This is a genomic window from Bifidobacterium asteroides, assembly GCF_003202695.1.
Taxonomy (GTDB): Bacteria; Actinomycetota; Actinomycetes; order Actinomycetales; family Bifidobacteriaceae; genus Bombiscardovia; species Bombiscardovia asteroides_G.
In genome coordinates, this window is sequence record NZ_QGLL01000008.1 from 175,371 (window position 1) to 188,616 (window position 13,246).

The following is a 13,246-nucleotide window of genomic DNA, read 5'->3' on the forward strand; positions in this document are numbered from 1 at the left end:
TTATCTACGACCATTCACTCCTTGGACAGGACCTTGCTGACCGCCTGATTGTCGGCTTGTAAATCGCCCTTGCCCCAGACGGCATTTTGAATCAGCAGCTGCCAAGGCGACCCGGCGGCATTGAACGCCTCATTGAAGGCCGGGGACTTGGGGGTCTGGCCATGACCATCGATAATGACGGAATTGATGGTCTGCACCCTCGGATCAGCATCGGTATAAGCGGTCTTCAGGGTACGGATGTTCGAGGCGGTGTCACCCTTGTCGGCGAATACCTGCTTCTGGCTATCCGCTTGCATCAGCCAAGAAAGGAAGTTCCAAGCCTGAGCGACATGCTTGCTGTCCTTGGAGATTCCCATGGCATCCCCGCCGAGGAAAGTAGCGGTCTTGCCCTTTTCAGTGCCGGGTATAGGAGCTACACCGACCTTGAAGCCGCCCTTCTTCTCGGCCTCGATGACTGCGGTCACCGAAGTGTTGGGGTAAGGCATCACACCGACCTTGCCGTTGGCGAATGGGGCTGTCCAGGTGGCGCCTGTCTCTTCCTTGGAGCCTGCTCCCAAGCCATTGGTCGTCTCAGCAAGCTGATGGTAGGCGTCCAGAGTGGCCTTCATAGAAGGATTGTCCAGAGAGGCCTTGCTACCGTCGTCATTCATCACTTCATGACCATCAGCCCATGAGGACGGGAACAGATCAAATGCCAGCGCCCCGCCGGATTGACCAGCCAGATATGATCCTGAGACCCCATCCTTGTTCAAACCGGCGATCTTCTTGGCCTGGCTTGTGAATTCCTCTATGCTGTCCGGGCCTTTCTCCGGATCCAGACCGGCTTGCTGATACAGATCCTTGTTCCAGACCATGATCGATACATCGGTGATGAAGGGCAGCGTGTATTTCTTGCCATCCACGGTTCCCGCCTTGATGTGGCCCTGTTGGAGATCGGCTTTATTCGACAGGGCATCGATTTGCTTGGTGATGTCCTTGAAGATGCCCTCAGAAGCCCAATATGGAATACGGACCACGTCACCAGCCAGGATATCCGGCAGCGACCCGGTCTGGGATGCTCCGCCGACCTTGCCTTCCATATCGTCGTTGGGAATGATCTCCAACTTGACCTTGTTCTTATGGGACTTGTTGTAAACCCCGACCACATTTTTTGCCTGCCGCTCCAACGGGGATCTGGTCCACAGGGTGATTTGAGCCCCGTCGTCCGTCCCCTTGGCCGGTATGTTGTCGGAAACTGCGCCGGACTGCGATCCTCCTCCACATGCTGCCAATGGCAGGAGCATGGCGGCAGCGGCTATGGCCGTCGTCGTACGTACGATGCTCTTCATCGAGATCATATCTGCTTCTTTCTCTACGTTCCCGCTCATCATTGAGAGCTGGCAGCGGAAACTCCGCTTAGCATTCGACGAGTGTCACTTGAATCCAACCGAATGGTCCAGGTCGAAAGCTCTTTCATCATATGCAAGATGAGCGAAAATGCAAAATCGCTTTCTCATAGTGTTACAAACCTATTTATTCTGCCCATACATAGTATTTTCTTCTGCACCATAGTTACGAGTGCGAAAATAGCGGTCTGAGGTTTCGCAACTGCCGAAATCCTCGCAAGGCCGCACTAGCATAGGGATTAACGCAAGGTGCAATCAACTGCTCGGAAAACTCGCGAACTGGAGTTGGACATGGAGAAGACAACACGGACTGTCAGGCTGTCGGATGTGGCGCAAATGGCCCAGGTGTCACTGTCGACGGCCTCTAAAGCGCTTCATGACCAGCCCAGAGTAAGTCCAGCGACCAGAAAAAAGGTTCGTGCAGCCGCAGAACGTCTGCACTACAGTCCAAACAAGATGGCGCAGTCCCTGGCCAGCGGCAAGAGCGGCATCATCGGCTTGGTCACCTCTGATCTGACCGGCCGTTTTTCGACCCCCATTCTGATTGGGGCCGAAAACGAGTTGCGCGCCGGCTCCGTATCTGTTTTGCTGGCCAACGCACGAGGCGACGAAGCCCTGGAACGTAGCCATGTTGAAAAACTCCTCTCGTTGAACGTGGATGGCCTGCTCATCGTGCAAAGAGAGACCAATCCCCGTTCCAGTCTGGGAAACGTGGGTGTTCCTTTGGTCTATGCATATGGACCTTCGACCAATCCCCATGATGCTTCGGTGACCTGCGACAATGTCGATGCCGGACGAATCGCAGTCAATTCGCTCATCTCCTGCGGGCGCAACAAGATAGCCATCATTGGAGGCGACGAAACTTTTACGGCAGCCACAGATCGGACAAAAGGATCTCTTGAAGCCCTGGCAGAATTCGGCCTTGACCCCGCTGGGCCAATCCGATATGGCCGCTGGAATGAGAATTGGGGACGCGCAGCTACAAGACTATTGCTTGACCAAGGTGTCGATTTTGATGCAGTCGTCTGTCAAAGCGACCAACTGGCAAGGGGCTGCATCGATGCACTGAAACAGCAAGGACTGTCGATTCCCGATGATGTAGCGGTAGTAGGCCACGACAACTGGGATGTGCTGGTCAACGCCTCCAGGCCTTCATTGACCAGCATCGACAACAACACTGAGCTTATTGGCCGCATTGCCGCTCGGCAGCTCATGGATGCCATCAAAGGCCAGCCGCACCATGGGATTGATTACGTACCCTGTCGGCTGATTCAGCGCGAGTCCACAGTCCCCATGGATTAAACGTTTCCTGTAGCACCCAGACAAAACAGGGGCCCAGGCAAAATTTTCATTTTCGCCTGGGCCATACCAGCCAATGTCTGTCAGCGCTCAGACCAGCTTGCGCTCGTAAGGATCGGAGCTGATGCCGGCAGCCACGATGTCGCGGCTCCACTGCTTGGCTGAGAAGAGCGAATGGTCGCGGTAGTTGCCGCAGGAGGTGATCTCGGTGCCCGGCACGTCGTCCCAGGTGGCCTTTTCGGCGATAAACTCCAGCGACTCCTTCAAGGCCTTGGCCACATCTTCGGTCGAATGGCGGCCCCAGGCAAGCAGGTGGAAGCCAGTCCGGCAGCCGAAGGGGGAGCAGTCGATATAGCCGGGGATGCGCTCGCGCAGGAGCACAGCGATGGTGTGCTCGATGGTGTGCAGCCCGGCAGTTGGAATGGCGTTCTGATTGGGCTGGACCAAACGCAGATCATAGTTGGAGATGATGTCTCCCTGAGGGCCCTTCTCCTCGTCGATCAGACGAACGTAGGGTGCCTTGACCTTGGTGTGGTCCAGTTGGAAGCTCTCTACGATAGGTTTGTCAGCCATTGTTATTCCTTTCCTGTCGGGCGCCCAGCGTAAAAGGCAGCCGCGATAAAGTCATGCACATCTCATGGTAGGCCGACCCGCCTATCAGATTCTGCCCTGCCGCTGACCACATTCACTCCTCTTCCAGCTGAGAAATCGGAAATGACCCCCATGAACTGGGGTCCATACTGCTCCAGCTTGTGCTGTCCCACCCCGTTGACAGCCAGGAAGGTCGCATCATCGACTGGCCGAAGACGACACATGTCGCGCAGGGTCCTGTCGGAAAAGACAATGTAGGGAGGCTTGCCGATCTCGCGGGCTATGCTGGCCCGCAGATCGCGCAGCTCCTGGAAAAGTTCCTCATCCTCTGGGCTGGCATCGCTTGCTCCGGCCTGGTCGAGACCGTCGTCGAGCGTCGAACAGGACCCGCCGCCGTAGACCTTGCCTGAGGCATGCGGGCGTTCCGTCTGCTTGATCTCGTAGTGGAAGTCCGGGCTGACCGTTTGTGCGGCCTTGGGTCCGAAATGGACCATGGGCAGTCGTCCCTCGGTGATGTACAGATATCCGTCCGAGGCCATCTGATTGAGCACATCACGGATTCGCGCCTCCGGAACCTGGGCCAGAGCGCCATAGCTGGGGCACCGATCCAGCCCGCGCCGAAGCAGATCCTGCGAGCGCGAGCCCCGTAGTATCTGCGCAATCTTCCCGGAGCCGAACCCCTGGTTCACATCATGAACGCACCTGCTGACGGCACGGGCCACATCGCTCACGTCGATGGTCTTGAAGGTGCTCAGACAGTTGGAGCAGTTCTGACAGCCGCCGCTTACCATGTCGGAATGTCCGGAAAGGGTGGCCTCCCCCTTGCCGGCCTCGGCAGGCGAAAGACCTGCGGCAGCCTGGTCCACCTCTTCGCCGAAGTACCGCAGCATGTACTGGTGAAGACAGCCAGTAGTCCGACAGTAGCCGATCATGACGTTGAGCAGACGCCGGTGCTCGGCTCTGACCGCTTCAGTCTGGTCCCCGGTGAGCCTGTCGTTGCCGTTGTCCATGTCCAGCAGACGTCTGCGGGTGACGATATCGCTCTCGTTCCACAACAGGGAGCAACGAGCCGGCTCGCCGTCGCGTCCCGCCCTGCCGGCCTCCTGGTAGTAGGCCTCGATGCTCTCAGGCATGTTGTGATGGATAACATAGCGCACGTTGGACTTGTCGATGCCCATGCCGAAGGCGTTGGTGGCCACGACCACCTGCACCTTGTCGTTGACGAAGTCCCGTTGGGCCTGTTCCCTGTCCTGGGCATCCATGCCCGCGTGGTAGCTGACAGCGCTGACACCGGCCTTGCTCAGATCGTCCGCCAGGGCTTCGGTCTCCTTACGGGTGGCGCAGTAGACGATGCCTGAGTCATCGCCATGCTTCAGGGCGTATCGGACCACCCAGCGATTCTTATATTTGCTCTCCAGCTTGATCACGTCGAAGAAGAGGTTGGGCCTGTCGAACCCCGTCACAGCCACATACGGGTCGTTAAGACCCAGCATGTATACGATGTCACGCCGAACCTTCTCGGTCGCCGTGGCGGTGAAGGCCGCAACAGTAGGACGATACGGCAGAGACCTGATGAAATCCCCAATGCCCAGATACGCAGGTCGGAAATCCTGACCCCACTGGGATACGCAGTGAGCTTCGTCCACAGCCAGCAGGGAGATCCTTGTACGCTGAGCGAATTCCCTGAATCGAGGGGCGTCCAGCCGCTCCGGCGCCACGTAAAGAATCTTGCTGTGCCCCTGGGAGGCCTGTGCCATGGCTAGGGACTGCTCGTCCATGCTCTGAGTGGAATTGACGAATGAGGCCTGGATGCCAGCATCCTCCAGCCCATCCACCTGGTCCTTCATCAGGGAAACCAAGGGAGAGATGACGATGGTCAGACCGTCCAGAAGGGTGGCAGGAATCTGATAGCAGATGGACTTGCCAGCCCCGGTCGGCATGACACCCAGGCAGTCCCGCCCATCCAGAATGGCCTTGACCAGATCCTCCTGACCCGGGCGGAAGGACTCATATCCGAAATACCGCTTCAGCGCCTGCCCTGCATTCTGGATGTCCACCATGATTCCCCAGTCTATTGCCCCGGCAGGAGTCAAGCAGTGGGTGAACGACCATGTGGTCAATCGTCGCCGGGATGCAGCTATCCTGCCACTAATTCAGAATGCTGAACCCTTGGATGGCCGGGAGCTGCCGACGACTGGTAAGCCAGTAGCTGAACAGAATGCACATGGCGGAGAAGACCAGGGTGAAAACCACCTGGGGCCAGAGCACATACACGGTGAAGTATCCCCATAGGTCAGTATTCATGAAGGGACTCAAGGTCTTGTACATCCAATGGCCGCGCGCCAGGTTGATCATCTGAACCGCCGTCTGCGGCCATCCCCAGAAATTCCAGCCGGAAATCGAATGCCAGAAACCAACACAGATCAACAGCCCTACCAGCAGCAGGCATCCGCCTTTTAAATCAAGACAGGCAGCGAGGTCACCCAGCACCTGGCCCAGCAGAACGAAGACCACCTGCACCATAAAGATATGCAGCGCCAGAGCCAGCCAACGGGACGGCTGCTGGACATACGACCGGTTAAAGCATGACACGCTCCAGGGATCAAAAGTCAGCCTCCAAGGCGAACAGCCCTGTACGAGAAATCTTTGGTAACTTTCCGTAAAAGGCATCCATCCGATTTGGCCTAGGCTGCTGATAATCGCGATCACGATCATGAAAGTGGTTGTCGCCAGGGCCATGACCACATTGGAGATGGTCTGGGTCCATGCGATTGTAGAACGGGTCACAGCGTTGGAGATTAGGGGCCGGAAAGTCGTCAGTGAGCAGACAAAGGCGGTGGCCATGAGTACCATCTCGGTGAACAGACCGGTGAATCCAGAACTCAAGGGGATAAACCCCATAACTCCCAGAGCGAGGACGAGAGCCCAAATCAAAAAGACGATCAGCCTCGGCATCACCTGTACGCGCAGGGCCATCAGGGTCTGCACAGCAGGCGACAGGAAGCGCTTGATTCGAGCCCAGCCTTCAGCAGGTCCAGCACCTAGGTCGGGGCTGTCTGACCCCGGCTTGGTCTTCGTCCCTACCGACTCTGCAACTTGCGTGTTACTCATTGTGCCGCACCTTCCGTAATCTGGACGAAGTAGGTCTGCAAATCCATGGGGGCGACAATAAGCCCCTTGGGCTGCTCGTCGGGCACCGGACCCTCGAAGCCGACGCGCAGCAGGTTGCCGATGCTCTGCCTGCCCAGCAGCTTCGGATCGCCCTGGGCAAGGTAGCCCTCCACATCACGCGGACGGCCGGTGACAGTGGTGCCCAGGGCTGACAGATCATCCATGCTGAAAGATCGCAGGACCCGCCCCTGGTCGATGATCTTGGCGCGGGAGATGAGCTGGCAGACCTCGTTGAGGATATGGGTGGCGATGATCATGGTCGGCCCGCGACGCTGATAGGCCTCCAGAACGAAGGAGTAGATCCTCTCCCTGGCCGCCGCGTCCATTCCTGTCGTCGGTTCATCCAGAATGAGATAATCCACAGGCAGGCAGAGTCCGATGACGTCCTTGACCACCTGACGCTGCCCCATGGAAAGGGAGGCAAAGGTGTCAGTGGGCCTCAACGCGAAGCTCTTAAGAATACCCTCAGCCAAGTGCCAGTCGAAACCGCCGTAAAACCCCTCGGCCATGGCAAATGCTTGTCTAATGTGCCGTCGGGATGGATAGGGCCAGGTTTCGTTGACCAGGGCCACGCGGCGAGCGATTCTTGAGTCGTTGACCAGATCGCTTCCATCCAGGTGGATCAGCCCCTGGTCAGGAAGTGCTCTGCCCGTCATCAGATTGCACAGGGTGGACTTGCCGGCCCCGTTCCGCCCGAAGAGTCCATATATATTGCCGGGCTCAAAGCAGAGTGAAATCTCATCCAGGGCCTTCAGCTTTCCGTACGATTTGTCCACCTTGGAAACTGTCAGACTCATTGGTAGACCCTTTCTATGATGGCGTCCAGGTCCTCACGGGATACGTCCAGAGCCTTGGCTTCTTCGACCAGATCCTGGAACCTTCCGTTCAGGAGTTCCCTCCTGCGACGCTCACGAACACTCCGGCCCGCACCGGCAGTGACAAACATGCCCAGTCCCCGCCGTTTCTCCAGAAGGCCCCGGTCGACAAGTAGGTTCATCCCCTTGAGAACGGTGGCCGGGTTGATCTGGTAGGCGGTGGAGATTTCCGTGGTGCTGGGAATCCTTTCACCGTCGGCGACCAGACCCTCGGCTATGGCTTCGGCCAACCGGTCTGCCACCTTCACGAAAACGGGCCGACCATCCGGTATTTCGATCGCCATCGTTTGACCGCCTTGTCTGCCTTGATTCGGAGCGTCGAATTAGGACCTTTTACAACTGTTTATTACTTAGTTACTTGAGTAACTAACCAACAGTCTACGACTCCCTCTCACAACCGTCAAATCACATGCAGTCCTCATCCGCCCGATTGCTCTGCGCATATGCTCCTGCCGCCCACTTTCATCCCGGCTAGGATGGGCATGTCCTCATGTAATTCCGCTTGCCGGAATGCCGGATGAATCCGGTACCTACAGGGTCGCAGCTGCAAGTAACTGCCGGGTATAGGACTGCTTGGGATGATTGAGAATGGCGTTCACCGGCCCCTCCTCCACCACCTTGCCCCGGACGAGCACCATGACCCTGTCTGCGATGTGCTGGACAACGCCCAGATCATGGGAGATGATGATCATGGACATCCCATTCGACGGATCGGCCTGCTGCCTGGACTGTGCCATGATGGATTGAAGGGTATGGAGAATCCCTACGCGCGCCGAGACGTCGATGGCGCTCATAGGCTCATCAGCCAAGAGTATCCGGGGCTTGACAATCAAAGCCCGGGCTATGGCCGCCCGCTGGGCCTGGCCTCCGGACAGATCCGAGGGATAGGCCGTCATGAGCCTGTCGGGGTCAAGCTGAACCGCTGACAAGACTTTGGCCACCTGATCGGCAAGACCCGTCCCGTCCTGACGACGATGCCATAGGTGCCCGCTCCCCCTGCGTCTGGCAGCCAGAAGAGGCTCAGCGACTGACCGGCCAATGGTCCACCGGGGATCCAGGGAGGCAAAGGGATTCTGAAAGACCAGAGCAGAGTCCCGGGCAAGCGCCTTGGCGGCCGGGGAACCATGCAGAACTGGTCTGCCCTCGTATGCCACCTGTCCGGCATCAGGCCTCAACTGGCCAAGGAGCAGACGGGAAAGCGTGGTCTTCCCTGAACCAGACTCCCCTATGATTGCCAGGCACTCCCCCGGCAGGAGTGAGACATCGATTCCGTCAACTGCGGCCTTTCGAGCCATGCCGCTGCCCGTGGAGGCATAGACCTTGGTCAGGCCCTTTCCGGTCAGGATCGGATCGGCAGGTGCATCGTCAGTCAGCCTCATGCTTGCCTCCATCTGCGCTCAGCGTCAACTCTCTGGCAGCTCTCACCAGAGTCCTGCCCTGTGGACTGGATGGGTCGCGCAGAATGCCCTGCGTCTGCCCGCTTTCCACCAATCGGCCCGCGTCAAGGATGTAGCAGTAATCAGCAACCCGGGCCAGGACGGAGAAGTCATGTGTGATGAACAGGAGGGAGGCCCCGCTCTGGTCGACCAAGGAGACCAGCAAGTCAACAATCTGCCGCTGGGTGATGGCATCCAGGGCTGTGGTGGGCTCGTCTGCCAGTATCAGTCTGGGCTTGGTGACGAGGGCCGTGGCTATAGCCGCCCGCTGCTGCTGACCCCCTGACAGCTCATGCGGATAGGAGCCAGCCAGATCCGCATCCAACCCCACCTGTTGCAATATCTCCATGACCCGCCTGCGCCTTTCCTGGGCGCTCAGGCGATAGTGGCGGCGAAGAGGAAGCTCCACCTGATCGTAAATCTTCTTTACCGGGTTCAGTGCTGTAGAAGGATTCTGAAAGACCATGCCCATCCGGGCACCGCGCAGGTCCGCCAGGGACCGATCATCGGAACCGAGAATCTGGAGCCCGTCCACCAGAATGGATCCCGACAAGGAGGCCGTCAGTGGTGCGGTGCCAAGAACGCTGCGGGCAATCATCGACTTTCCGGAGCCTGAGGAGCCGATCAGGCCGACCCGTTGTCCATCCGCCACCCTGAGGTTCACCCTGTCAAGAATGGTGCGTCCATTGATGGATAGGCTCAGGCCGTCAATATTCAGCGACATCATTGCCTCCCTCGCCTGCGTAAATCGCATTCTCGACAAGATGATCGGAATCATCTAATTGCGCAGAAACCGCCTGAGGCGCAGGTTGAAGAGCAGACCGTCCGGCGGCAGCCACGGCGGCCCTGAGCCTGGAGTTGGTGACCGGATCGATGGCATCACGCAGCGCATCACCGAACAGGTTCAGTGCCACCACCACCATGGTGACTACCAGGCCAGGCCAGAGCACGGTCAGCGGAAAAACGTTGATGAACTTGACCGAGGCGGTCAGCGAGTGCCCCCAGGAGGGCAGACCGGAGGGAACGCCCACCCCCAGGTAGGTCAACCCTGCTTCAGCCAGAACGGAGGTCCCCGCCGACATGGAAAGCTGCACGCACAGGACCGGAATGACATTGGGCACCAGATGGGTGCAGAAGATTCTGAAGGACCCGACTCCGCTGTGCCGGGCGGATTGCACATAGTCCGACTCTGCCGCCAGGAGCGCCTGGGGCCTTACAATTCGGGCCAGGTTGAGTCCGTAGCCGAATCCGCAGGCCACGACAACCACGGCGATGCTGGGCCCCAGGGGAACGGCCAGGATCAGAGCCAACAACACTGTAGGCAGGGAGATCAGAGCATCGACCAGGACTACGACCGTCTGCGATACTCCTGAACGGCGCGAGACCATGGCCATGACCAGAAGGAGACCCAATATGCCCGACAGGATGACCGCCAGAAGGCTGATAGCCAGGTTGGTGGCCGAACCCGCCATCAGCCAGGAGAGAATGTCTGCACCGGTACCGTCCGTTCCCAGAAAGTGGGCATGGCTGGGAGCCTGCCAGATTCGGTACCCGTCAGTGGCCCAAATAGGAACCGGGGTCCAGAATCTGGAAATCAGGGAGATCAGGATCCATATGGCCAGAACAATCAGCGAATACCGCCCCGAGGCCTTGCGCCACATGCTGGCCAGCACCACCCGCATCCGCCCGAAGAATCCTAGTTGCCCGGGGAATGCGGCCCTCAATACCGAGCGGGGCTTTTCTGCATGTTTCCAACTCATCGGTCAGCCACCTCCTGCCTGGCCGCACCTCGAAAACGCGGATCGATCAGCCTATGAGTAACGTCCACCAGGAGTCCCAGAAAGAGAAAGAAGGCCGCCAGAAGAAGCAACTCGGACTGAACAGCCGGAAGATCCCGGTTGCCCACATCGGTGATCAGCATGGAGCCCAGGCCCGGTAGGGCGAACAGGTTCTCGCTGACCATGACGCCCGTAATCATCTCGGCCATGGTCAGCCCGACCACCGAGACCAGCTGGGGGGAGGCCAGCCGCAGGCCGATGCGTAGGGCGGCCTGGGTTCGGGTCATCCCGCAGGCCATGCCCATGTCCACATACCCCGAAGAGAGCATATCGGTCAGGAGGGAGCGGGTGTACCGCATGATGCCGGCGCCCACGATGATGCCGGTGGACAGAGCAGGCAGGGTCAAGGACGACAGGGCCTGCCCCGGCTGAGCCCAGCCGAGAGCAGGAAAGCCCTGGGAGGGCAACAGGCCGATCAGACCGCTCCCCTTGGCGAAGAGCATAATCAGAAGCAGTCCTGACCAGAGGGCCGGTACGGATCCACCCACGATGGCGGCCATGTGGCTGAAGGACTGCATTCGCGGCGAGCGCGCCAGAGCGGCGGCGCAGCCTAGGGGGATGCCCAGCAGCAGGGCCACGCCCAGTCCCAAAAGAATCAGCGGAAAAGTAATCTGGGCCCGTATGCCCACCTGGGAGGCGATGGAACGGTTGGTCAGAATGGACCTGCCCAGGTCCCCTTTCAGAAAGTCGCTAATCCAATCCAGATACTGCCGAGGATAGGAGCGGCCCAGGCCCATCTGCCGACGCAGCCGGTCGACACGTTCGGGTGGGGCATCCAGCCCGGCCATGACAGCCGCCATATCCCCGGGCAGGATGCGCAGTGCCAGGAAGATCAGCAGGGAGATGCCCATCAGTGCTAAGAGGAACAGCACCAGGCGCCGCATCAGGAATCTGGCCATGGTCATGCCCGCCTATAAATCACGTCGGACAAGGGCATGAGAGACTGGTTCAAATCGACTGGGAAGCCCTCCAACCCCGTCCGCCAGGCCGCGGTCACCCGGTAATTGAAGAGCCAGTCCGCCGCCGCGTCGTTGCTGACGATCCGGGCGGCCTGGGCCAGGAGCCTGTCGGAGTCATCGGCGGAAGTCGTGGCCATGGCCTTCTGGTAGAGCTCCTGGACCTGATGATTGTCATAGTTGTAGTAGTAGCCAGGGTTGGCCCACTGATGGAAGTCGTGGCTCTCGCCATGATCCACCAGAGATAGGTCGTAATCCTTGTTGGCATGCACGTCCTGCAGCCAGACCGAGAATTCCACCACCCGCACGTCCAGGTCGATGCCCACCTGGCGCAGCTGCGAGCGCAGCTGATCGCCCAACTCGCTACCGTAGGTGTTGGCGTAGGTCAGCCGCAGCTTCAGCCGGTGGTCGGGACCATATCCGGCCTGGGCCAGAAGCCGCCGTGCCTGCTCCGGATCATGGGGGTAGAGTCCGGTCAAATCCTGATAGCCGGGATCCAACGAGGGTATGGGGCCACCCAAAGCGCTGTCCGATCCGCCCCGGGAGGCAATCAGCTGCCGATGGTCGATGGCATAGCGGATGGCCTGCCGCACCCGCAGGTCGGATGTAGCAACACCCTTGCCGTTCATGGCCAGGACGTACTTGTCGGTGTCGTCGCCCGCCTTGACCTGGAAATCGGGGTTGTTGCGGAAGGGACTGGCCAGGTTCTCAGTGACCGGAGCCAGCACCTGCACATCCCCACTGCGCAAGGCATTGACGGCAGCGTTATCGTCATTGAGGTAACGGATGATGATGGTTTGTGTCTTAGGCTTATCGCTGCCCCAGTAGTGCGGATCGGCCTTGAGGGTGACCGAGTCGTTTGGACGGAAGCTTTCCAGCAGATATGGGCCGGATCCCACGGCCTGGGTCTTCATGTCGTATTGGGCCCGTCGGTCAAAGACCAGGCCAGCCCGGCCGCTCAGCTGCCAGAGCAGATCCTGGTAGGGTCTGGACAACGTCAGGCGCACCGTCAGCGGATCCGTAGCCTGAACGCCCTGGAAGCCCTCCAGCATCTCGCTGCCCTGATAGTGGCCTGCCATGAGCTCGCGAATGGAGTCGACCACGTCCTGGGCTCTAAGAGCATGGCCGTTGGAGAAGCGGATGCCCTCATGCAGGCGGAAGGTGTAGACCAGGCCGTCCTCGGAAACATTCCAAGTTTTTGCCAGCCCTGGGTGCACCTTATTCCTAGAATCTCGTGACACCAGACCCTGATAGACATTGCCGATCAGGAGCTGATCCAGCGCCGTACCCGACTGGTTGCGGATATCCAGATTGGTGGGAGCCAGCTTGAGCCCCACCTTGACCGTATCCGCCACGCTCCCGCCCTCGGCCTGACCAGCGACTCCACGATGCCCTGTCCACAGGGAGAGGGCCAAGGCCAGTGCCAGCAGCAGACTGAGCAGCTTCCAGGGCAGGGTGTTGCCGCCCGACTTCATGGGTCTGATCCTGGCGTTGAGTTCGGGGTCAGTGCTGGGGCCTGGCTCCTGGGCCACGTCTGTATCTGCTGCGGTCACGCTGTCATGGGCATGCGTGCCGTGTCGATCTGCATTCATTGACGAATCCTTATGCTGCGGTTGACCGCCATTATGGTCGATCACCGCCCACCAGCATACTCCCCAAAGCCATCACCGAGGCTTCTGCGCTTAGGATGGATTC

12 protein-coding genes are annotated in these 13,246 nt (G+C 59.1%); 1 reads left to right on the top strand and 11 read right to left on the bottom strand.

Annotation, left to right across the window (positions count from 1 at the left end; translation table 11 throughout):
- Positions 1-14: 14 nt before the first annotated feature.
- Positions 15-1,337, bottom strand: a complete 1,323-nt coding sequence (locus tag DKK75_RS05495; RefSeq protein ID WP_110452441.1) for an ABC transporter substrate-binding protein — start codon at positions 1,335-1,337, stop codon at positions 15-17.
- 339 nt (positions 1,338-1,676) lie between these two features.
- Between DKK75_RS05495 and DKK75_RS05500 the strand changes: the two genes are divergently transcribed.
- On the top strand, positions 1,677-2,687 hold the full coding sequence (locus tag DKK75_RS05500; protein WP_110452442.1) for a LacI family DNA-binding transcriptional regulator: 1,011 nt from the start codon (positions 1,677-1,679) through the stop codon (positions 2,685-2,687).
- An 87-nt stretch (positions 2,688-2,774) separates the two neighbouring features.
- Here DKK75_RS05500 and DKK75_RS05505 read toward each other — a convergent pair whose 3' ends face one another.
- From DKK75_RS05505 to DKK75_RS05550, 10 genes are all read right to left on the bottom strand, one after another.
- Entirely contained in the window at positions 2,775-3,257 is a 483-nt protein-coding gene (locus DKK75_RS05505; RefSeq protein WP_029678668.1) for an S-ribosylhomocysteine lyase, read from the bottom strand.
- A gap of 62 nt (positions 3,258-3,319) precedes the next feature.
- Positions 3,320-5,335 (bottom strand): RecQ family ATP-dependent DNA helicase, encoded by a 2,016-nt coding sequence (locus DKK75_RS05510; protein ID WP_110452443.1) that lies wholly within the window; start codon positions 5,333-5,335, stop codon positions 3,320-3,322.
- Between the two features lie 88 nt (positions 5,336-5,423).
- A complete protein-coding gene (locus DKK75_RS05515; RefSeq protein WP_110452444.1) occupies positions 5,424-6,386 on the bottom strand; it encodes a hypothetical protein in 963 nt (320 codons plus the stop codon).
- The gene (locus DKK75_RS05520; protein ID WP_110452445.1) at positions 6,383-7,243 is read right to left on the bottom strand and encodes an ATP-binding cassette domain-containing protein; all 861 of its coding nucleotides are present in this window, start codon (positions 7,241-7,243) and stop codon (positions 6,383-6,385) included. Before DKK75_RS05520 ends, DKK75_RS05515 begins: the two co-directional genes overlap by 4 nt.
- Complete coding sequence (locus DKK75_RS05525; RefSeq protein WP_110452446.1) at positions 7,240-7,605, bottom strand: GntR family transcriptional regulator; 366 nt, start codon at positions 7,603-7,605, stop codon at positions 7,240-7,242. The genes DKK75_RS05520 and DKK75_RS05525 overlap by 4 nt, the downstream gene beginning before the upstream one ends.
- A 246-nt stretch (positions 7,606-7,851) precedes the next feature.
- Positions 7,852-8,700, bottom strand: a complete 849-nt coding sequence (locus tag DKK75_RS05530) for an ABC transporter ATP-binding protein (RefSeq protein WP_110452447.1) — start codon at positions 8,698-8,700, stop codon at positions 7,852-7,854.
- Positions 8,687-9,481, bottom strand: coding sequence for an ABC transporter ATP-binding protein (locus tag DKK75_RS05535; RefSeq protein ID WP_110452448.1), 795 nt, complete (start codon positions 9,479-9,481; stop codon positions 8,687-8,689). The genes DKK75_RS05530 and DKK75_RS05535 overlap by 14 nt, the downstream gene beginning before the upstream one ends.
- Positions 9,465-10,439, bottom strand: coding sequence for an ABC transporter permease (locus tag DKK75_RS05540; RefSeq protein WP_258333181.1), 975 nt, complete (start codon positions 10,437-10,439; stop codon positions 9,465-9,467). Before DKK75_RS05540 ends, DKK75_RS05535 begins: the two co-directional genes overlap by 17 nt.
- Before the next feature lie 74 nt (positions 10,440-10,513).
- Entirely contained in the window at positions 10,514-11,494 is a 981-nt protein-coding gene (locus tag DKK75_RS05545; protein ID WP_110452560.1) for an ABC transporter permease, read from the bottom strand.
- 2 nt (positions 11,495-11,496) lie between these two features.
- Positions 11,497-13,143 (bottom strand): ABC transporter substrate-binding protein, encoded by a 1,647-nt coding sequence (locus DKK75_RS05550; RefSeq protein ID WP_110452450.1) that lies wholly within the window; start codon positions 13,141-13,143, stop codon positions 11,497-11,499.
- Between the last annotated feature and the right edge of the window lie 103 nt (positions 13,144-13,246).

Bases quoted from the DNA above. Each gene is read 5' to 3' on its own strand.
- DKK75_RS05550 (WP_110452450.1), bottom strand. From the start codon at position 13,143: ATGAATGCAGATCGACACGGCACGCATGCCCATGACAGCGTGACCGCA.
- DKK75_RS05535 (WP_110452448.1), bottom strand. From the start codon at position 9,481: ATGTCGCTGAATATTGACGGCCTGAGCCTATCCATCAATGGACGCACC.
- DKK75_RS05515 (WP_110452444.1), bottom strand. From the start codon at position 6,386: ATGAGTAACACGCAAGTTGCAGAGTCGGTAGGGACGAAGACCAAGCCG.
- DKK75_RS05530 (WP_110452447.1), bottom strand. From the start codon at position 8,700: ATGAGGCTGACTGACGATGCACCTGCCGATCCGATCCTGACCGGAAAG.
- DKK75_RS05510 (WP_110452443.1), bottom strand. From the start codon at position 5,335: ATGGTGGACATCCAGAATGCAGGGCAGGCGCTGAAGCGGTATTTCGGA.
- DKK75_RS05520 (WP_110452445.1), bottom strand. From the start codon at position 7,243: ATGAGTCTGACAGTTTCCAAGGTGGACAAATCGTACGGAAAGCTGAAG.
- DKK75_RS05545 (WP_110452560.1), bottom strand. From the start codon at position 11,494: ATGGCCAGATTCCTGATGCGGCGCCTGGTGCTGTTCCTCTTAGCACTG.
- DKK75_RS05540 (WP_258333181.1), bottom strand. From the start codon at position 10,439: ATGCGGGTGGTGCTGGCCAGCATGTGGCGCAAGGCCTCGGGGCGGTAT.
- DKK75_RS05495 (WP_110452441.1), bottom strand. From the start codon at position 1,337: ATGATCTCGATGAAGAGCATCGTACGTACGACGACGGCCATAGCCGCT.
- DKK75_RS05525 (WP_110452446.1), bottom strand. From the start codon at position 7,605: ATGGCGATCGAAATACCGGATGGTCGGCCCGTTTTCGTGAAGGTGGCA.
- DKK75_RS05500 (WP_110452442.1), top strand. From the start codon at position 1,677: ATGGAGAAGACAACACGGACTGTCAGGCTGTCGGATGTGGCGCAAATG.
- DKK75_RS05505 (WP_029678668.1), bottom strand. From the start codon at position 3,257: ATGGCTGACAAACCTATCGTAGAGAGCTTCCAACTGGACCACACCAAG.